The organism is Pseudomonas sp. 21615526, assembly GCF_013386245.1.
Taxonomy (GTDB): domain Bacteria; phylum Pseudomonadota; class Gammaproteobacteria; order Pseudomonadales; family Pseudomonadaceae; genus Aquipseudomonas.
The window spans coordinates 12679-30897 of the sequence record NZ_JACAOM010000094.1 but is presented as its reverse complement, the minus strand read 5'-3'; the positions used below and the strand labels follow the sequence as shown (position 1 = coordinate 30897).

Here is an 18219-nt window from a genome sequence, read left to right as displayed (position 1 = left end):
TCGGCGACTGACACACCGCATTCGCGAGCAAGCCCGCTCCCACATTTGTTCTGTGCACTTATCCCGTCGGACGGTAAACTCGCGCCATTGCTGTCTGGAGCTACTTATGCGCGAAGAGTTGAACCAAGGCCTGATCGACTTCCTCAAGGCCTCCCCTACCCCGTTCCATGCCACCGCCGCCCTTGCACAGCGCCTGGAAGCGGCCGGTTTCCAGCGTCTTGACGAGCGCGAGACCTGGACCACCGAGGCCAACGGGCGCTACTACGTGACCCGCAACGACTCCTCGATCATCGCCTTCAAACTCGGCCGCCACTCGCCCCTGCAAGGCGGCATCCGCCTGGTCGGCGCCCACACCGACAGCCCGTGCCTGCGGGTCAAGCCACAGCCTGAACTGCAACGCCAGGGCTTCTGGCAACTGGGTGTGGAAGTGTACGGCGGCGCGCTGCTGGCGCCGTGGTTCGACCGCGATCTGTCCCTGGCCGGCCGCGTCACTTTCCGCCGCGACGGCAAGGTCGAAAGCCAGCTGATCGACTTCAAGCTGCCCATCGCGATCATCCCCAACCTGGCCATTCACCTGAACCGTGAAGCCAACCAGGGTTGGGCGATCAATGCCCAGACCGAACTGCCGCCGATCCTTGCGCAGTTCGCCGGTGACGAGCGCGTGGACTTCCGCGCAGTGCTGACCGAGCAACTGGCTCGTGAACACGGGTTGAACGCCGATGTGGTGCTCGACTATGAGCTGAGCTTCTACGACACCCAGAGCGCGGCCGTGATCGGCCTCAATGGCGACTTTATCGCCGGTGCCCGCCTCGACAACCTGCTGTCGTGCTACGCCGGCCTGCAAGCCCTGCTCACCGCCGAAACCGATGAAACCTGCGTGCTGGTCTGCAACGACCACGAAGAAGTCGGCTCGTGCTCCGCCTGCGGTGCCGACGGCCCGATGCTGGAGCAGACCCTGCGTCGCCTGCTGCCCGAGGGTGATGAGTTCGTACGCACTATCCAGAAGTCGCTGCTGGTGTCTGCCGATAACGCCCACGGCGTGCACCCCAACTACGCCGAGAAGCACGACGCCAACCACGGCCCGAAACTCAATGCCGGCCCGGTGATCAAGGTCAACAGCAACCAGCGCTACGCCACCAACAGCGAAACCGCCGGGTTCTTCCGCCACCTGTGCATGGCCGAAGAAGTGCCGGTGCAAAGCTTTGTGGTTCGCAGCGACATGGGTTGCGGCTCGACCATCGGCCCGATCACCGCCAGCCACCTGGGCGTGCGCACCGTGGATATCGGCTTGCCGACGTTTGCGATGCACTCGATTCGCGAGCTGTGCGGCAGCCACGACCTGGCGCACCTGGTGAAGGTGTTGAGTGCGTTTTACGCGAGTCGCGACTTGCCGTAATTGCAGGATGAACACAAATCAAATGTGGGAGCGGGCTTGCTCGCGAATGCAGAGGGTCAGTCAATACATCTGGTGACTGATCCACCGCTTTCGCGAGCAAGCCCGCTCCCACATTTTGATCTTCATTGTTTGATAGATCGGGCTCAGTTCAACACTTCACTCAGCGGAATGAAGTTGACCCGGTCACCGATCTCCAGCGTCGTCCCCTCCAGCACTTCTACCAAACCTTCGGCCCACGCCGCGCTACGCAGCACACCCGAGCTCTGGTTGCGGTAGATGATCGCCTTGCCCTGCTCCAGCCGCCCGCGCAAATACTCGCGGCGATTCCCCGGCTTGGGCCAGACAAACCCCACTGGCACTTCAATGCGCAGCGGCTGCACGTCTTCCACGCCCTGGCGGCGCAACAGGTAAGGCCGCGCCAGCAAGGCAAAGGTCACCAGCGTCGACGCCGGATTGCCCGGCAAACCGATCACCGGTACACCACGGAAATGCCCGAACGTCAGCGGCTTGCCCGGCTTGATCGCCAGCTTCCACAGCGCCAGCTCCCCTTCTTCCCGCAGCGCAATCCCGAGAAAATCCGCCTCCCCCACCGACACACCGCCGGTGGACAGAATCAGGTCTACCGAGCCCAATGCGCCCAGGCGTTCGCGGGTTTGTTCCAGGTCATCCGGCAGGATCCCGGCGTCCACCACTTCGCAGCCCAGGCGCTCCAGCCAGCTGCACAGCACTCGGCGATTGCTGTTGTAGATCTGCCCGGGCCCCAGCGGCAGGCCCGGCTCGATCAACTCGTCGCCGGTGGACAGCACAGCCACGCGGGCGCGTCGTACCACTTCCAGCCGATCACGACCCAGTGAAGCCGCCAGGCCCAACTCGATCGGGCCCAGGCGTGTACCTGCTGGCAACACCAACTCGCCCACCGTGGTTTCCTGGCCTTGGGGACGGATGTTTTGATCCACCTGCAACGCTTCGGTGAAGCTCACCCGCTGATCGGCATGGACCACGGCGTTTTCCTGCATCTCGACGCAGTCCGCGCCCTCCGGTACCGGGGCTCCGGTGAAGATCCGCGCGCAGGTACCGGCAGCCAAGGGCTCGGGTGCCGTGCCCGCAAAAATGCGCTGGCTGACTACCAGTGGCTCACCGGTCCAGTCCGCCAGGCGCAGGGCGTATCCGTCCATGGCGCTGTTGGGCCAGGGCGGCAAGTCCAGCGTGGAGATCAACGCCTGGGCCAGCACCCGACCATCACACTCGGCCAGCGGCAACGTTTCCTGCTCGCGGATCGGCGCTGCCTCGGCCATCGCCAGCAATTGTTCGAGGGCGTCTTCCACCGGCATCAACGCGCCGGTCTTGCCCGGCTTACCCACGGGATTCACAGGGCTCGGCCTGTTTCAAATGCGGGACGAAGTTGCACGGGCGGTGACGGTTATCCAATTGCTCGGCGAGAATCCCGTCCCAACCGGTGCGCACCGCGTTGGTGGAGCCCGGCAGGCAGCACACCAGTGTGCCGTTGGCCAGGCCGGCCAGGGCACGGGATTGCACGGTGGAGGTGCCGATATCGGCCACGGAGATTTGCCGGAACAGTTCGCCGAAACCATCCACCTGTTTATCCAGCAGGCAGCTCACCGCTTCCGGGGTGCTGTCGCGGCCGGTGAAGCCGGTGCCGCCGGTGATCAACACCACCTGCACCACGTCTTCGGCAATCCAGTGCGCCACTTGCGCACGGATTTTGTACAGATCATCTCTAAGCAAAACTCGCTCGGCCAGCAGGTGACCGGCGGCGGTCAGGCGGTCGACGAAGACCTGGCCCGAGGTGTCGGTTTCCAGGGTGCGGGTGTCGCTGACCGTCAATACAGCGATATTCAGGGGTACAAAGGGCGCATCAGCCTTGGCTTTCATGGCTCGGTCCGGTTGTCGAAGGAACAGCCCGATGTTATATCACAGCCCCCCATTTCACTGCCCGCAGGAGCCGTCATGCCAAGCCATTCTTCCCCACTGCCCTGCTCGATCCTTTTGCTGGCCGGCGGTCGTGGCCAGCGCATGGGCGGCCTCGACAAGGGCCTGCTGGACTGGCACGGGCAGCCGCTGATCGCGCACCTGCATCGCCTGGTGCGGCCGTTGACCGACGACCTGATCATCTCCTGCAATCGCAACCAGGCGCAGTACGCGGCCTACGCCGACCGATTGGTCGGCGATGACAGCCCCGACTTTCCAGGGCCACTGGCCGGCATTCGCGCAGGACTGGCGGTGGCGCAGCATGGGCATCTGCTGGTATTGCCGTGCGATGTGCCGCAGATCGATGCACGATTGCTCGCCGACCTGCGCAGCACGGCGCAGCAAAACCCGTTGCTGCCGGTGATGGTGCGCCACGGCGATTTCTGGGAACCGCTGCTCTGCGTGATCCCCACTTCGCTGCGCGAGCCCTTCGAACGGGCCTGGGCAGCCGGCGGGCGCAGCCCGCGCCAGATCATGCAGGCGCTGGGGGCCAAGGCCCTGGATTGCCCCGCCGACGATCCGCGCCTGGCCAACCTCAATACACCGGAGTTGTTGCACCGCCCGCCCAGCGTGTCAGAATGAGCGTCGAACAAGGAACTTTGCCGACGTTACACACGTCACAAGGTCAGTACTCAACAAAGCATTCTCTCGGAGACAAACTCATGACTCAACGGACCATCGCCGCTCTCATGCTTGCACTGGGCCTCGCTACCCTTGCCGGTTGCGCCTCGCCGACAGTGATCACCCTGAATGACGGTCGCGAAATCCAGGCCGTCGACACTCCTAAATTCGACAAGTCCACCGGCTTCTACGAATTCGAACAGCTGGATGGCAAGCGCACCCAGATCAACAAGGATCAGGTTCGCACCGTTAAAGACCTGTAAGTCTTAACGCCAGATACAAAAAAGCCCGCGTAATGCGGGCTTTTTCGTTGCTGGGGTTTACCAGTCCAGGCTGATCTCGCTGCGAAAGTCGCGCTCAAGGCCGGTGACCGGGTCGATGAAACGCACCCCCTGGGCCAGCAGCTTGAGCGGGTTGGCGTAGTCGTCCTCGGCATCCTTGATAACGTCGGGGTAGAACGGATCGTTGCAGATACTCGCGCCCAGGGCCGTCATGTGCACCCGCAACTGATGCTTCTTGCCGGTCACCGGAAACAGGCCATAGCGCCACAGGTCGCCATTCTTTTCCCGCACCTCGACCGCCGTCTCGGTGTTGCTCGCCCCCGCGCCTTCCTGCATGCGAAAGAACGGCTCGCCATCCACCAGCCGGCTTTTGTGCACCAGCGGAAAGGTCAGCCCAGGCAATGCAGGGGCAATGGCTTCGTAGAACTTGTCGATCTTGCGCGTGGGAAACAGCTGTTGATACGCCGAGCGCGTCTGGGGGTTGGCCGAAAACAACACCAGCCCTGCGGTATGCCGATCAATGCGATGCAGCGGCACCAGCGCCGGGTTGTCGAGGCGACGGATCAAACGCCGCAACAGGGTCTGCTCGACGTATTCACCGGCAGGCGTGACCGGCAGGAAATGCGGCTTGTCGGCCACCACCAGGTGTTCATCGGCGTACAGGATCGTCTCCTGCACCGGGATTACTTTCTCGTTCGGTACTTCACGAAAGTAGTAGATGCACAGGCCTTCGCGGTAGGCGAGGTCCTGATTGATGGGAGTGCCATTGATGTCCAGCACCCTGCCCCGGGCGATGCGATCCAGCCATTGCTCACGGCTGATGGCCTGGAAGTGCTCACACAGGCAATCCAGCACGGTGGCCCAGGCGCCTGGCGGCAGGTACAAGGTGCTGGCTTGGTGCTGGGCAGCGGAAAAAACGGACATGGCAGGCTCAAGACGTGGACATACAGGCGCACATTATCCCGCATGCTGCCGGATCAGGCCCAGCACAGATTCAGGCCTTGGCCAATTCCGCGCGCAACACCGGTGACGCACTGGCCGCCTCGGTGAACTCCTTGAGCCAGCGCAGCACATCCACCGCTTCCCAGCGGCCCGGGTCGTAAAGCGCATACAGCAAGCCCTGGTAACCCACCACATCCAGCTGCTTGTGATAACCCGCGCGCTGGAACAGCGCCTCGATCTCGGCAAAGCAGGTGTTGAAATGCACTTTGTTAAACGGCGTCTTGCCTTCCGTGACCAGGCCATCGAGGCGCAGCTCGTTCACCGCGTCGCGCACGACGTCGGCGGACATGCGATTGACGCTGCTTTTCAGTTGTTCAACATTCACCACGGGCGTTCCCTCTCATTCAATCGCTGTACAAACATACAGTAACCGAATAATCGGGAACTCGCCATCGCCGAGTGCTAGCTAAGAAAGTTCACTACCTGCGCTTCGTCGAACGGCCACTCCAGCTCCGCGCCCGTGTCCACCCGGCGCAGCACCGGAATCCGCAGGCCGTAGGCTTCATACAGGGCCTCGGAATCGGCGATATCCACCAACTCCACCAGCAGGCCGTGTTCGACCAACGGCATGATTTCGGCTTCGGCAAACTCACACAGATGGCAGCCCAGGGTGCCGAACAACTGACATTCAGGAAGCATGGCAACGGGTCCAAGAAGAATCAGGCACCTATTCTAACAGCGTCGGGACACTGCAAAAGCCTGACCCAGATCAGCATGGGGTATAACTGATTCAGCGACTCTCGCGACTTTTTTCCCGTAATACCTGCAATGGAGCTGCATGTGTTTGCCAACCTGCTGATTATCCTGGCCTCCTCCCTGGTGGTGATTGCGCTGTTTCGTCGCCTGCAACTGCCGCCGGTGCTGGGCTATCTGTGTGTTGGCCTGGCCGTGGGCCCCACCGCCCTCGACTGGGTCAATGACAGCGAAGACTTGCCAGACCTTGCCGAACTGGGTGTGGTGTTCCTGCTGTTTTCCCTGGGCCTGGAGTTTTCTCTCAACAAAATGCTCAGCCTGCGCCGGGTGGTGTTTGGCTTGGGCAGCCTGCAGGTACTGTGCTGCGGGTTGCTGCTGGGCGGTTTGCTGGCACTGTTCGGCCTGTCGCCGACCACCGCGCTGTTGCTCGGTGCGGGACTGGCACTGTCGTCCACCGCCATCGTCAGCAAGGAGCTGACCAGTCTTGGCGAAATCTTCAGCAGCCATGGCCAGAACGCGATTGGGGTATTGCTGTTCCAGGATGTAGTGGCCGTATTGCTGCTGACCCTCGTGCCAGTGTTCGCCGGTAACAGCGAGCAAGCCTGGTACTGGGCATTGCCACTGACCCTGGGCAAAACCGTGGTGCTGTTCCTCGGCCTGCTGCTGGCCAGCCGCTGGTTGCTGCCGCGTTTGTTCCGTGAGGTGGCGGCGTCCCATTCGGCCGAATTGTTCGTGCTGCTGGCACTGGTGATCGTACTGCTCACCGCCTGGCTGACCCACTTGCTGGGCCTGTCCCCGGCACTCGGTGCGTTTCTCGCCGGCATGCTGCTGGGGGAAAGCCATTACCGCCATCAGATCGAAGCCGATATCCGGCCGTTTCGCGACATCCTGCTGGGACTGTTTTTTGTCAGCATCGGCATGCTGATCGACCTGCAACTGTTCGTCAGTCATAGCCTGTTGATTCTCGGCCTGACCCTCACGCTGATGTTGATCAAAGGCTGTGTGGTCGCGCTATTGGTGCAACTGCGCGGCAGCGACGGTGAAACCGCCTGGCGCAGCGGCCTGGCGCTGGCCCAGGGCGGCGAGTTCTGTTTCGCCTTGATGGCGCAAATGCAGCAAAGCCGCCTGCTGCCCGCCGACATCAGCGGCCTGCTGCTGGCTGCCACCTTCTGCTCGATGCTATTGACTCCGCTGTTGCTCAGGGCTGCACCCGCGATTGCCCTGCGCCTGCACCGCAAGCCCAACCAGCAAGTACAGCTTGAAGAGATTACGGCCCTGAATGCCGAGCTGCGCGACCACGCGGTGATCTGCGGCTACGGCCGGGTTGGCCAGTCCATCGGGCGCTTCCTGCACCGTGAACAACAGGCGTTCATTGCCCTTGATGACGACCCGGAGCGGGTCCAGGAAGCTTCTACCGAAGACAGCGCCGTGCATTACGGCGACTGCCGCCGTGGCGCCCTGCTCAGCGCGGTCGGCCTGGAACGTGCGCGCCTGGTGGTGATCGCGGTGGACAACAGCGACGTCGCCCTGGCCGTGCTCAACGAAGCGCGGCGGATCAACCTGACCGTACCGATCCTGGTACGCACCCGCGACGACAGTCAGCTGGCCGAACTGAAAGCCGCCGGCGCCACTGAAGTGGTGCCCGAGTTGCTGGAGTCGAGCCTGATGCTCGCCTCCCATGCGTTGATCCTGCTGGGGTTGTCGGAGCAGCAGGTGCAAGGCCGTGTCGATGAAGTGCGCCAGAGCCGGTACCGCTTGTTACATGGCTGCAACCAGAACGAAGGGGACGCGCCCCTCAATCCTGACTGACCGCGCCAATCTTGTGGATCGACAAATCCGCGCCGTAATACTCTTCTTCCTGACTCAAGCGCAGGCCATGCACGCGTTTGATCACGCCATACACCAGGAAGCCGCCGGCCAGGGCTACCACTACCCCCAGCGCGGTGCCGATCAACTGGCTGATCAGACTGACGCCGCCCAGGCCGCCCAGGGCGGTCTGGCCGAAGATCCCGCAGGCAATCCCGCCCCACACGCCGCACAGCCCGTGCAATGGCCATACACCCAGCACATCGTCGATTTTCCAGCGATCCTGGGCGGCAATGAAGAACCAGACGAACAAGCCGCCCGCCACCACGCCGGTCACCAACGCGCCCACCGGGTGCATAAGGTCGGAACCGGCACAGATCGCCACCAACCCGGCCAATGGACCGTTGTGCAAGAAGCCTGGGTCGTTACGGCCGATCACCAATGCCGCTACCGTGCCACCGACCATCGCCATCAACGAATTGACCGCCACCAGCCCGCTGACCCCGGACAGGGTTTGCGCACTCATGACGTTGAAGCCGAACCAGCCGACGATCAAGATCCACGAGCCCAACGCGAGGAATGGAATGCTCGACGGCGCGAACGCCACCAGGCGCCCTTCCCGATAACGGCCCTGCCTTGGCCCCAGCAACAGCACCGCCGCCAGCGCCAGCCAGCCGCCCATGGCGTGCACCACGACGCTGCCGGCAAAGTCATGGAAGCTGGCGCCGAAGGTGGCCAGCAACCAGGCTTGCAGGCCGTAGTTGCCGTTCCACACCATGCCTTCGAAAAACGGGTAGATGAAGGCTACGATCAACGCAGTGGCACACAGTTGCGGAACAAACCGTGCACGCTCGGCGATTCCCCCGGAAATGATCGCCGGGATCGCCGCCGCGAAGGTCAGCAGGAAGAAGAACTTCACCAGGCCGTAGCCGTGGTCGGCGCTGATCACCGCCGCCGGTTGCATGAAGGTCACCCCGTAGGAGATCCAATAGCCTATAAAGAAATAGGCCAGTGTTGAAATCGCGAAGTCACTGAGGATTTTCGACAGGGCATTGACCTGGTTCTTCTGGCGCACCGTGCCGACTTCCAGGAAGGCAAAGCCGGCGTGCATGGCCAGGACCATGACCGCACCAATCAGAATGAACAGCGTGTTGGAGCTGTGGACGAGGGTGTCCACCGCGCTTTGCAAATTTTCCATGGAGGATGGCAGGCCTGCAGATGCAGGAAAAAGCACCAAAGCAGTTCATGGCCTTCATGATGCGCACTAAATTGGCACCAACGATCCGACCCTCGTTTGAGGCCGTGAACCGCTTTGGCGCAGCGATCATTGAAAAAGGCAGAATCCGACAGGGTTTTTCCGCGAGTTTTAGTTATTTAGGGTAAGGTTTTTCAGGGTTTGAGCCCCAACCGCCCGGATTCAGCGCAAGGCCCCGGGCCTGCGCACCAAGGCAAAGCAAAAGCTGTACCAGACAATTGCAGTGAACCTTCACCGACACCGGTGACTCGAAACCAGAAGTAAACAGACCAGCCACTCACGGAGATAACCATGGCCAGAAAAACGGCAAAGACTGCTCAAGAAATACTGATGGCGGATTTTCAAACCCTGGTCAGCGATACCGAGAAGCTGCTGGACGACACGGCGATCCTCGCCGGTGACCAGGCTGACGAGCTTCGCAGCAAGATTCACGAAAGCCTGCTCAAGGCCCGTGAAACCCTGCAACTGACCGAAGACTCCCTGCGCGAACGCGGCCAGGCGGCGGTCACGGCCACTGAAGACTATGTGCAGGCCAACCCCTGGCAGTCCGTCGGCATTGCGGCCGGCGTGGGCTTTTTGATCGGCCTGCTGGCTACAAGGCGCTAATCATGTCTATCGGCGAATCCGGCTCGTCCACGGGCCCAAGTTCTACTTCACGGCGCCTGGGCGCGGCTGTTCTGGGTTTGCTGCACAGCCATGTCGAGCTGTTCGGCATCGAGTTGCAGGAGCAGAAAGCCCGCACCGTCAGCCTGTTGCTGTTCGCCGGCCTGGCGCTGGTGTTTGCCTTGCTGTTGCTGGTGGGTTTGTCGGCGCTGGTGATGATTCTGGTGTGGGATACCTACCGCCTGACCGGGATTATCAGCCTGTGTGTGTTCTACATACTGGCCGCAGCATTCTGCGGGTTGCGCCTGAAGGCGGCGGTGTTCGATGAGTCCACGCCGTTCCACGCCACCCTCGAAGAGCTGGCCAACGACCGGGAGCGCCTGCTGCCATGAGCATGACTGAATTGCCGCAAAACACTTCCCGGCGAGAAATGCGCAAGGCGTTGATCCGCCTGCGCATGGAAATGCACCGCCAGGAAATCCGTCACGAGTCCCAGCAACTGATGCTGCCGCTGCAAAAGGTCCGCAACATGGGCCAGAGCTGGCAGGACGGTTTTGGCATCAAGCACGCGCCGCTGTGGGGCGTGGGCGTGGTGACGCTGCTGGGGTTTCTCACCGGCAAAGGCGCCAAGGGCGGCGGAATCGGCACCATGACCCGCCTGGTGCGGCTGGGTGCCGGCCTGATCCCGCTGATCAAACTGGCCATGCAAGGTGCTTCGCGCAAAAGTTGAGCGTGCTGGCTGCATTCTTGCAAACAGATCAGGCCCGGCCCTCTCCATTGAGGGCCGGGCCTTTTTTATTTCCGGTCTTTTAAGGAGGCCCCGTGATCGACGGGCAACCGCTCGCCTGCTTCCAGCCATTCATCGACACCGCCACCGGCCGCATCGCCGGCGTAGAAGCCCTGGGCCGCCTACGCCAGGCGAATGGCCAACTGCGCTCGGTGGGTCCGCTGTTCGCCGACCCGCGCACGCCCTCGGTGGCCTTGCGCCGCCTGGACCGGCAGATCCGTGACAATGCCCTGAGCCGCCTGCATGAAGCCCCGCAGGAGTGGTTCCTCAGCCTGAATATCTCGCCACGCTGGATCACCCGCCTGCGCCCGGGCCAGGCACTGCCGAGCCTGAAGCAATTGCAACTGCATAACGTCGACCCGCGCCGCATCGTGTTCGAGATCACTGAACTGGGCGGCGATATCCTGCGCCTGGCCGAAGTCGTCGAGCGCTACCGCGAGGCCGGCGCGCGGATTGCCATTGATGACTTCGGCGCCGGCTATTCGCAGCTGGACCGGGTGCTGGCCTTGCAGCCGGACATTCTCAAGCTGGACATGCGCCTGTTCCAGGCCGCGGCCCGCGGTGGCCCGAGCGGTGAGGTGGTACGGGCACTGGCGCAAATGGCGGAAAAAACCGGCTGCTGGATCATCGCCGAAGGGGTGGAAACCGAGGCCCAACTGAATTTCGCCCTGGAATGCGGTTCGCGTTATGTCCAGGGCTACCTGTTCGCCCAGGCCCAACTGGACTGGTTCGACACCGACGCATTCGTGCCGCGCTTCGCCCAGTTGCGCACCGGCTATGTCCAACAGAAGCTCGCCGAACGTGGCCGGATCATGCAACTGCGCCAGCAACTGGCGGAGCTGATGCAGATCCTGCAAACCTGGGCCCACACCCGCGCACCGCTGAGCCACCTGCCGCAATTGCCGGCGTTTCCCTGGCTGCTGCGTTTTTACCAGTGCGACCGGCATGGCACGCAACTGACACCCAACTTCGAATGGCACCAGGGCGCCTGGCAAGCCGACAGCCGCTACCTGGGCCACAACTGGTCATGGCGTCCGTATTTTTATCATTTGCTGGCCGAAGGTTGGGAGGAGCGGCGGCTGACCCTGTCCTCAACCTATCGCGATGCCACGACCAACCAGTACTGCCTGACTGCCGGACAATTCTTTGATAATGGTCAGCGCCTGCTGTTAATCGATATCGACGCCGCCGGCCTGTAGTTTTTCGCTTGCGAAGGCCTGGCTGAACCGGGAAGCTGGGAGCCGTCATTCACCGCACGGAGAGTACCCGCCTTGGATTGGCCCACCCTGCTTACCCGCGAACGCCTTGGAAAACCGCTGCACAGCCCGGAAGAACTGGGGCGCAGTCCGTTTCACAAAGACCATGACCGCATCATCTTTTCCGGTGCGTTTCGCCGCCTGGGCCGCAAGACGCAAGTGCACCCGGTGACCAGCAACGATCACATCCACACCCGGCTGACCCACTCCCTGGAAGTCAGTTGCGTGGGACGATCCCTGGGCATGCGCGTGGGCGAGACCATCCGCAGTGCCCTGCCCGACTGGTGCGACCCGAGCGACCTGGGCATGGTGGTGCAGTCAGCCTGCCTGGCCCATGACATCGGCAACCCACCCTTCGGCCATTCCGGCGAGGACGCGATCCGGCACTGGTTCCAGCAAGCTTCAGGCCGTGGCTGGCTGGATGACATGAGCAGCGCCGAACGCAATGACTTCCTCAATTTCGAAGGCAATGCCCAGGGCTTCCGGGTACTCACGCAACTGGAATACCACCAGTTTGATGGTGGCACCCGCCTGACCTACGCCACCTTGGGCACCTACCTGAAATACCCCTGGACCGCCCGCCACGCCGACTCCCTGGGCTACAAGAAACACAAGTTCGGCTGCTACCAGAGCGAACTGCCGATCCTGGAGCAGATCGCCCAGAAGCTCGGCTTGCCGCAGTTGGAAGAACAACGCTGGGCCCGGCACCCGCTGGTGTACCTGATGGAGGCGGCCGACGATATCTGCTACGCATTGATCGACCTCGAAGACGGCCTGGAAATGGAGCTGCTGGAATACGCCGAGGTCGAGTCACTGCTGCTGGACCTGGTGGGCGACGACTTGCCGCAAACCTATCGGCAACTCGGCCCGCTGGATTCCCGGCGACGCAAGCTGGCGATCCTGCGAGGCAAGGCCATCGAACACCTGACCAACGCCGCGGCCCGGGCGTTCGTCGAACAACAGGACGCGCTGCTGGCCGGCACCCTGCCGGGGGACCTGGTGGAACATATGCACGGCCCGGCCAAGCGCTGCGTGCTGGATGCCAAGGACATGGCCCGCAAGAAGATTTTCCAGGACAAGCGCAAGACCCTGCATGAGATCGGCGCCTACACCACCCTGGAAATCCTCTTGAATGCCTTCTGCGGCGCGGCCCTGGAACAACATGGCGGTCGCACCCCGTCGTTCAAGAACCGACGCATCCTCGACCTGTTGGGCAATAGCGCCCCGGATCCCTCCTGGTCATTGCACGCGTCCTTCCTGCGCATGATCGACTTTATCGCCGGCATGACTGACAGCTACGCCAGCGAGATGGCCCGCGAGATGACCGGCCGCTCCAGCCCGCAATAAATCGGAGCCCTGGCTGATGGCCAGGGCGACTTTTCAAAGAATCGCCCTACGCACGGAACAGAGCGGCCTGATCGAAGTTCTTCCCCGCCGCGATGAATAATCGCGCGCCCTGACCGCAGTCTTTCGACCTGCTCCTGCGCCCGATAGCTGGCGGGCCCATTAACTTCTTACTACACGCCCTGGTGGAGCGTCTTCAGGGCTCTTGTCCATTCCATGGAAAAAACCATGCTCGAACAACTTCGCATCCTGTTGGTGGAGGATCACCCCTTTCAATTGCTGGCCACCCAATGCCTGCTACGAAACTATGGCTACCACGACCTGGCACTGGCCGAGAATGCAGAACAGGCAATGCGGCTGATGACACAAACCGACGTGCCATTCGATATTCTGCTCTGTGATCAATGTTTGCCCGACTTGCCCGGGCTGGAGTTGATTGAAATTGCCAACCGCAGAGGCTTTATAAGGTCCGCGATATTGCTCAGCGGCCTGCCCGTCAATGAACTGGAACACCTGATGGCCCAGGCATCCCGACGCAACTTTCCATTACTTGGCTATTTGTCGAAGCCGTTAAGCCACCTTGAGCTGAATGAACTCATACGCCAATCACGCCTTACTCGCTCAACAGAAAAGTAGGAAGTTAAACACCCGGGCAATCCGAAAACGCCTCTTTATAACGCTGCCCTCTCACGACCAGTTACTTTTAAATTCCACCCACGCAAAACTCTTACACCCAAACAACAAACACCTCACAGAGCGTAATCCCTTGCTTTTTTTGATGTAGGATTATTCTTGTTTTACGTTTGTTCCACATCAAGTTCATCCTCCTTCATTGCCATGTGAGCTAATGTGCCGACTTTATTTGCGCCTGTATGGAATTTGATCATGAACTCAGTTTTTATTATTGACGACCACCCCGTCATCCGACTTGCCATTCGGATGTTGTTAGAACACGAAGGCTATAAAGTAGTGGGAGAAGCCGATAACGGTTGTGATGCGATACAAATGGTCAAGGAGTGTCAGCCTGACCTGATTATCCTTGATATCGGCATTCCGAAACTCGATGGCCTGGAAGTGCTGTGCCGGTTCAACGCAATGAGTACGCCGACCAAGACGTTGATACTCACCGCCCAGACCCCCAAGCTCTTTGCTACCCGGTGCATGCGCTCCGGTGCCGATGGCTATGTGTGCAAGGAAGGTGACTTGAGCGAACTGCTCAGTGCCATCAGGGCGGTCTTGTCAGGTTACAACTACTTCCCGAGCCAGGCCCTTAACGGCAGCACTAACGAAACGGATAACAATGAAGAGCTTGAACTTTTCAAAGTCGTCAACGATCGTGAACTCATGGTATTACAACTTTTTGCCCAAGGCCGGACAAACAAGGAAATCGCCAAGGGCATGTTTCTCAGCAACAAAACCGTCAGCACTTACAAAAAAAGGCTCATGCAAAAACTGAAAGCCAAATCCTTGGTAGAACTTATCGAGATGGCAAAACGTAACGCGCTAGTGTGAGAAATCGGATGCCCAGGCGATTAAAGGACTATCTAATCATATTGAGTATCGGGGTGTGCCTCAGCACTTCCGTGCCTGCCGAACAAACTGTTCCCGAGCAATATGCCCTGCTGGGGCGTGCCGGTGCCGTTCAACTGGACACCCCCCTGAACAAGACACAGCGCCAGTGGCTGCAGAACAAACGGGAACTGATACTGGGCACCTCTGCACCCGACTATCCGCCCTTCGACATCACCTCCAGCGGGCGTGATTATGAAGGGCTGACTGCCGATTACGCCGGGCTGCTGGCCAGGACACTGGCGATACCAATCACCGTGTTGCGCTACTCCTCCCGTGAAGCCGCGATCCAGGCGCTGGCAAACGGCGAAATCGATTTTCTGGGGTCTGCCAACGGTTTTGAAGCGGCGAATCCCGACATCGTCCTGTCACTGCCCTACGCAGTGGATCAGCCGGTACTGGTGACCCGTGAAGGTGAGAACCGCGACCTTGGCGACGGCCTGGCCGGCCTGCGCCTGAGTCTTGTCTACCATTACCTGCCCATGGACGAAGTGCAGGCGCTGTACCCCAAGGCGACCATCCACGCCTACCCGTCCTATCAAAATGCCTTGAATGCCGTGGCATTCGACCAGGCTGACGTATTCCTGGGCGACACCATTTCCACTCACTACATGATCAACAAGGGCTACCTGAAAAATATCCGCATGGCCAACTTCGGCAAGCACGAGGCCCACGGGTTCAGCTTCGCCTTGCGCAAGGATCAACCCATTCTCCTGAGTATCATCGACTCAGTGCTCGATGGCGTATCAACCTATGAACGTGACAGCATCGCCAAGCGCTGGAGTGCGGGCAGCGACATTCTGCTGACCGACCGCAAGCTGCAACTGAGCCTGCGCGAAGAGCGCTGGCTCAAGGACAACCCCGTGGTGAAGGTGGTGGTCAATGAAACCCTCGCCCCCCTGACGTTCTTTGATACCGACGGCAAGTTCCGGGGCGTCACCGCCGACGTGCTGGAGCTGATCCGCCTGCGAACCGGCCTGCGCTTCGAGATTCAACACGTGCGTGACGTCGCCAACATGATGGAACTGGTGCAGACCGGCGCAGCCGACATCATCGGCGCAATTACCCCCAGTACCGGGCGCGAGTCCCAGTTGAACTTCAGCCGCCCCTACCTGGAAAACTCCTACGTATTATTGACCCGTAAAGAGCCGGGCGCGCCCACAAGCCTTCAAGAACTGGCCGGCAAGCGCCTGGCGATTACCCAGGGCAATCAGCTGGAAAAATTCCTGCAGCAGGCATTTGCCCAGATAAACCTGGTGGAAACCGGGGATACCTTCAAGGCATCGGAATTGCTGGCACAGGGGCAAGTCGACGGCGCAGTGAACCCTTTGGTGATCGCCAACTACCTGCTTTCTTCTCCGGCATTCCAGGACGAACTGCAGATCAGTTCCAGCATCGGCACGTTGCCTGCGACGTTTGCCCTGGCGACGTCCCGACACGCCACGGAGCTGAGTTCGATCCTGGACAAGGCACTGCTGAGTATCGCCCCGGATGAGATGGCGGCGATCAACAGCCGCTGGCGCGGCTACAACGCAGCGTCCGATGGCTACTGGCGCAATTACCATCGCCTGATTGCCCAGATCATCATCGGCACCGGGCTGCTGCTGTTGATTTCCCTGGCCTGGAACGGCTACCTGCAGCGCCAGATCAAGCACCGAAAACTGGCCGAGCGCGCCCTTAACGACCAGTTCGAGTTCATGCGGGCGCTGGTCAATGAAACGCCCCATCCGATCTACGTACGCGACCACAACGGCTATCTGCAGACCTGCAACGACAGCTACCTGCAGACGTTCGACATCAAGCGTGAAGACGTCATCGGCAAAAGCATCACGCAGATGAGCATGGCCCTTGAGACGGAGGCGGCGCAGTACCATGCCGACTACCAGCGGGTAGTGGCCGAGGGTAAACCGTTGATCCTTGATCGCACCCTGCACGTGCACGGGAAGAAACTCACGATCTACCACTGGATCCTCCCCTACCGCGACTCCGTGGGCGAGGTCCAGGGCATCATTGGCGGCTGGATCGATATCAGCGAACGGCGCCAGTTGTTCGACGAACTGCGCGCCGCCAAGGAACGCGCCGACGAGGCCAATCGCGCGAAAAGCACGTTCCTGGCCACCATGAGCCACGAAATCCGCACGCCGATGAACGCCGTCATTGGCATGCTGGAATTGACACTCAAGCGCGCCGATCAGGGTCATCTTGATCGCCCTGCGATCGAGGTCGCCTACAACTCGGCCAAGGACCTGCTGGAGTTGATCGGCGACATTCTGGACATTGCACGTATCGAGTCCGGTCGGTTGAGCCTGGCCCCGGAGCGGGTCAACCTGCGCGAAGTCATCGAGTCGGTGGTCCGCGTGTTCGATGGCCTGGCGCGCCAGAAAACCCTGAGCCTGGTGCTGGAGTTCACCCCCGATGTCGAGGATACCGACGTACTGATCGACCCTCTGCGGTTCAAGCAGGTGCTCTCGAACCTGGTGAGCAATGCGATCAAGTTCACTGAACGCGGGCAGGTGAAGATCAAGGTGCAGCTGAAGGCGACCGGGCAACCTCAACAGATCGAGATGAAACTGGTAGTGGAGGACACCGGCATCGGGATCAATCGCGAAGACCAGCTACGCCTGTTCGAGCCGTTCGCCCAGGCCGACAACTCCGGGCACCTGGCCAGGAGCGGCGCCGGCCTTGGCCTGGTGATCTGTCGCAGCCTGTGCGCCATGATGGGCGGGCAATTGAGCCTGAGCAGCGTGCCCATGGTAGGCACCCAGGTCCACGTCAGCCTGAAGATGACCAGCCTGCCGCCGGTCAAGGCCGTAGACAAGCTTGAACCGGCCGCGGCCACGCCGGCGCCAGTACTCAACGTGCTGGTGGTGGATGACCATCCGGCCAACCGCTTGCTGATGTGCCAGCAACTGGGTTTCCTGGGGCATCAGTTCACCGCGGCCCATCATGGTGCTGCGGGGTTCCAGGCCTGGCGCCAGGAACACTTCGACCTGGTCATTGCCGACTGCAATATGCCGATCATGAACGGCTACGAATTGAGTCACTCCATTCGCGAGTATGAGGAGCGCGAGCAGAAAACCCCGTGCGTGATACTCGGCTTCACCGCCAACGCGCAGCCCGAGGAGAAACAACGCTGCTTTGACGCCGGCATGAATGACTGCCTGTTCAAACCCATCAGTCTTACTGCGCTGGAACAGCACCTGGCGCAGGTCGATCCGCTGCCCACCCGCAACGTGTTTACCCTGCAAAGCCTGGACGCGATGACGGGCGGTGACCCACAGTTGAGCCGGCGTTTGCTCGAGGAGTTGCTCAGCAGCAGCCGGAATGATCGGGTCGAGCTGATGGCCATGCTGGCACGGCAAGCCGCGCCCGGCGACCTGATCGACCAGGCCCACAAGATCAAGGGCGCCGCCCGGATCATCCAGGCCGATACCTTGTCCGGACAATGCGAAGCGTTGGAGCAGGCGTGTGGCGAACGCGAGACACCACACGTTATCGAGGCGGGCATCAAGGCAATAGAGAAATCCATGCTTGAGCTGGAGAGGATGCTGCAGATGCAACTGGACGTGCTGGACTGTCGATAGCCTGCAGGAGCGAGCTTGCTTGCTCCTGCAGGA

At 60.9% G+C, this 18219-nt stretch carries 18 protein-coding genes; 12 read left to right on the top strand and 6 right to left on the bottom strand.

Annotated features, from left to right (window positions below):
• Positions 1–106 precede the first annotated feature (106 nt).
• On the top strand, positions 107–1396 hold the full coding sequence (locus HX786_RS24455) for a M18 family aminopeptidase (protein ID WP_003209095.1): 1290 nt from the start codon (positions 107–109) through the stop codon (positions 1394–1396).
• Between the two features lie 143 nt (positions 1397–1539).
• On the opposite strand, the gene glp is transcribed toward HX786_RS24455, so the two are convergent.
• Both glp and moaB read right to left on the bottom strand, forming a co-directional pair.
• Complete coding sequence (gene glp / locus HX786_RS24450) at positions 1540–2766, bottom strand: gephyrin-like molybdotransferase Glp (protein WP_178912697.1); 1227 nt, start codon at positions 2764–2766, stop codon at positions 1540–1542.
• The gene (moaB, locus tag HX786_RS24445; RefSeq protein ID WP_178912696.1) at positions 2750–3289 is read right to left on the bottom strand and encodes a molybdenum cofactor biosynthesis protein B; all 540 of its coding nucleotides are present in this window, start codon (positions 3287–3289) and stop codon (positions 2750–2752) included. Before moaB ends, glp begins: the two co-directional genes overlap by 17 nt.
• Before the next feature lie 75 nt (positions 3290–3364).
• Here moaB and mobA point away from each other — a divergent pair, with 75 nt between their 5' ends.
• A complete protein-coding gene (mobA, locus tag HX786_RS24440; protein WP_178912695.1) occupies positions 3365–3967 on the top strand; it encodes a molybdenum cofactor guanylyltransferase MobA in 603 nt (200 codons plus the stop codon).
• An 80-nt stretch (positions 3968–4047) separates the two neighbouring features.
• Positions 4048–4269: a YgdI/YgdR family lipoprotein gene (locus HX786_RS24435; RefSeq protein WP_003209090.1), complete on the top strand. Its 222-nt coding sequence runs from the start codon at positions 4048–4050 to the stop codon at positions 4267–4269.
• Positions 4270–4326: 57 nt separating this feature from the next.
• Here the strand turns inward: HX786_RS24435 and HX786_RS24430 are convergent, their stop codons facing one another.
• From HX786_RS24430 to HX786_RS24420, 3 genes are all read right to left on the bottom strand, one after another.
• Positions 4327–5211 carry a pseudouridine synthase gene (locus HX786_RS24430; RefSeq protein WP_003209088.1) on the bottom strand — a complete coding sequence of 295 codons (885 nt, stop codon included), beginning with the start codon at positions 5209–5211 and terminating at the stop codon, positions 4327–4329.
• A 70-nt stretch (positions 5212–5281) separates the two neighbouring features.
• Complete coding sequence (locus tag HX786_RS24425; protein WP_003209087.1) at positions 5282–5617, bottom strand: hypothetical protein; 336 nt, start codon at positions 5615–5617, stop codon at positions 5282–5284.
• Positions 5618–5691: 74 nt separating this feature from the next.
• Positions 5692–5928, bottom strand: coding sequence for a glutaredoxin family protein (locus HX786_RS24420; RefSeq protein WP_087694778.1), 237 nt, complete (start codon positions 5926–5928; stop codon positions 5692–5694).
• Between the two features lie 141 nt (positions 5929–6069).
• On the opposite strand from HX786_RS24420, the gene HX786_RS24415 reads away from it, so the two are divergent.
• The gene (locus tag HX786_RS24415) at positions 6070–7791 is read left to right on the top strand and encodes a monovalent cation:proton antiporter-2 (CPA2) family protein (protein ID WP_178912694.1); all 1722 of its coding nucleotides are present in this window, start codon (positions 6070–6072) and stop codon (positions 7789–7791) included.
• On the opposite strand, the gene HX786_RS24410 is transcribed toward HX786_RS24415, so the two are convergent.
• Complete coding sequence (locus HX786_RS24410; protein WP_003209083.1) at positions 7778–8986, bottom strand: ammonium transporter; 1209 nt, start codon at positions 8984–8986, stop codon at positions 7778–7780. The genes HX786_RS24415 and HX786_RS24410 overlap by 14 nt on opposite strands.
• A 348-nt stretch (positions 8987–9334) precedes the next feature.
• On the opposite strand from HX786_RS24410, the gene HX786_RS24405 reads away from it, so the two are divergent.
• The 8 genes from HX786_RS24405 (at position 9335) to HX786_RS24370 (ending at position 18186) form a co-directional block, all read left to right on the top strand.
• Positions 9335–9649: a YqjD family protein gene (locus tag HX786_RS24405; protein ID WP_003209080.1), complete on the top strand. Its 315-nt coding sequence runs from the start codon at positions 9335–9337 to the stop codon at positions 9647–9649.
• A gap of 2 nt (positions 9650–9651) precedes the next feature.
• Positions 9652–10038, top strand: coding sequence for a phage holin family protein (locus tag HX786_RS24400; RefSeq protein ID WP_003209078.1), 387 nt, complete (start codon positions 9652–9654; stop codon positions 10036–10038).
• The gene (locus HX786_RS24395) at positions 10035–10376 is read left to right on the top strand and encodes a hypothetical protein (protein WP_008432159.1); all 342 of its coding nucleotides are present in this window, start codon (positions 10035–10037) and stop codon (positions 10374–10376) included. Before HX786_RS24400 ends, HX786_RS24395 begins: the two co-directional genes overlap by 4 nt.
• Before the next feature lie 92 nt (positions 10377–10468).
• Entirely contained in the window at positions 10469–11632 is a 1164-nt protein-coding gene (locus HX786_RS24390) for an EAL domain-containing protein (protein ID WP_008432158.1), read from the top strand.
• Between the two features lie 72 nt (positions 11633–11704).
• Entirely contained in the window at positions 11705–13036 is a 1332-nt protein-coding gene (locus HX786_RS24385; RefSeq protein ID WP_003209075.1) for a deoxyguanosinetriphosphate triphosphohydrolase, read from the top strand.
• Between the two features lie 225 nt (positions 13037–13261).
• Positions 13262–13669: a response regulator gene (locus HX786_RS24380; protein ID WP_003209073.1), complete on the top strand. Its 408-nt coding sequence runs from the start codon at positions 13262–13264 to the stop codon at positions 13667–13669.
• Between the two features lie 249 nt (positions 13670–13918).
• Positions 13919–14545, top strand: coding sequence for a response regulator transcription factor (locus HX786_RS24375; protein ID WP_003209072.1), 627 nt, complete (start codon positions 13919–13921; stop codon positions 14543–14545).
• A gap of 8 nt (positions 14546–14553) precedes the next feature.
• On the top strand, positions 14554–18186 hold the full coding sequence (locus HX786_RS24370) for a transporter substrate-binding domain-containing protein (RefSeq protein WP_178912693.1): 3633 nt from the start codon (positions 14554–14556) through the stop codon (positions 18184–18186).
• Positions 18187–18219: the final 33 nt, after the last annotated feature.

What these genes read in the sequence shown, in the direction of transcription:
- HX786_RS24455 (WP_003209095.1), top strand. Translation starts at nt 107, where the DNA reads ATGCGCGAAGAGTTGAACCAAGGCCTGATCGACTTCCTCAAGGCCTCC.
- moaB (WP_178912696.1), bottom strand. Translation starts at nt 3,289, where the DNA reads ATGAAAGCCAAGGCTGATGCGCCCTTTGTACCCCTGAATATCGCTGTA.
- mobA (WP_178912695.1), top strand. Translation starts at nt 3,365, where the DNA reads ATGCCAAGCCATTCTTCCCCACTGCCCTGCTCGATCCTTTTGCTGGCC.
- HX786_RS24435 (WP_003209090.1), top strand. Translation starts at nt 4,048, where the DNA reads ATGACTCAACGGACCATCGCCGCTCTCATGCTTGCACTGGGCCTCGCT.
- HX786_RS24430 (WP_003209088.1), bottom strand. Translation starts at nt 5,211, where the DNA reads ATGTCCGTTTTTTCCGCTGCCCAGCACCAAGCCAGCACCTTGTACCTG.
- HX786_RS24420 (WP_087694778.1), bottom strand. Translation starts at nt 5,928, where the DNA reads ATGCTTCCTGAATGTCAGTTGTTCGGCACCCTGGGCTGCCATCTGTGT.
- HX786_RS24410 (WP_003209083.1), bottom strand. Translation starts at nt 8,986, where the DNA reads ATGGAAAATTTGCAAAGCGCGGTGGACACCCTCGTCCACAGCTCCAAC.
- HX786_RS24405 (WP_003209080.1), top strand. Translation starts at nt 9,335, where the DNA reads ATGGCCAGAAAAACGGCAAAGACTGCTCAAGAAATACTGATGGCGGAT.
- HX786_RS24400 (WP_003209078.1), top strand. Translation starts at nt 9,652, where the DNA reads ATGTCTATCGGCGAATCCGGCTCGTCCACGGGCCCAAGTTCTACTTCA.
- HX786_RS24395 (WP_008432159.1), top strand. Translation starts at nt 10,035, where the DNA reads ATGAGCATGACTGAATTGCCGCAAAACACTTCCCGGCGAGAAATGCGC.
- HX786_RS24380 (WP_003209073.1), top strand. Translation starts at nt 13,262, where the DNA reads ATGCTCGAACAACTTCGCATCCTGTTGGTGGAGGATCACCCCTTTCAA.
- HX786_RS24375 (WP_003209072.1), top strand. Translation starts at nt 13,919, where the DNA reads ATGAACTCAGTTTTTATTATTGACGACCACCCCGTCATCCGACTTGCC.
- HX786_RS24370 (WP_178912693.1), top strand. Translation starts at nt 14,554, where the DNA reads ATGCCCAGGCGATTAAAGGACTATCTAATCATATTGAGTATCGGGGTG.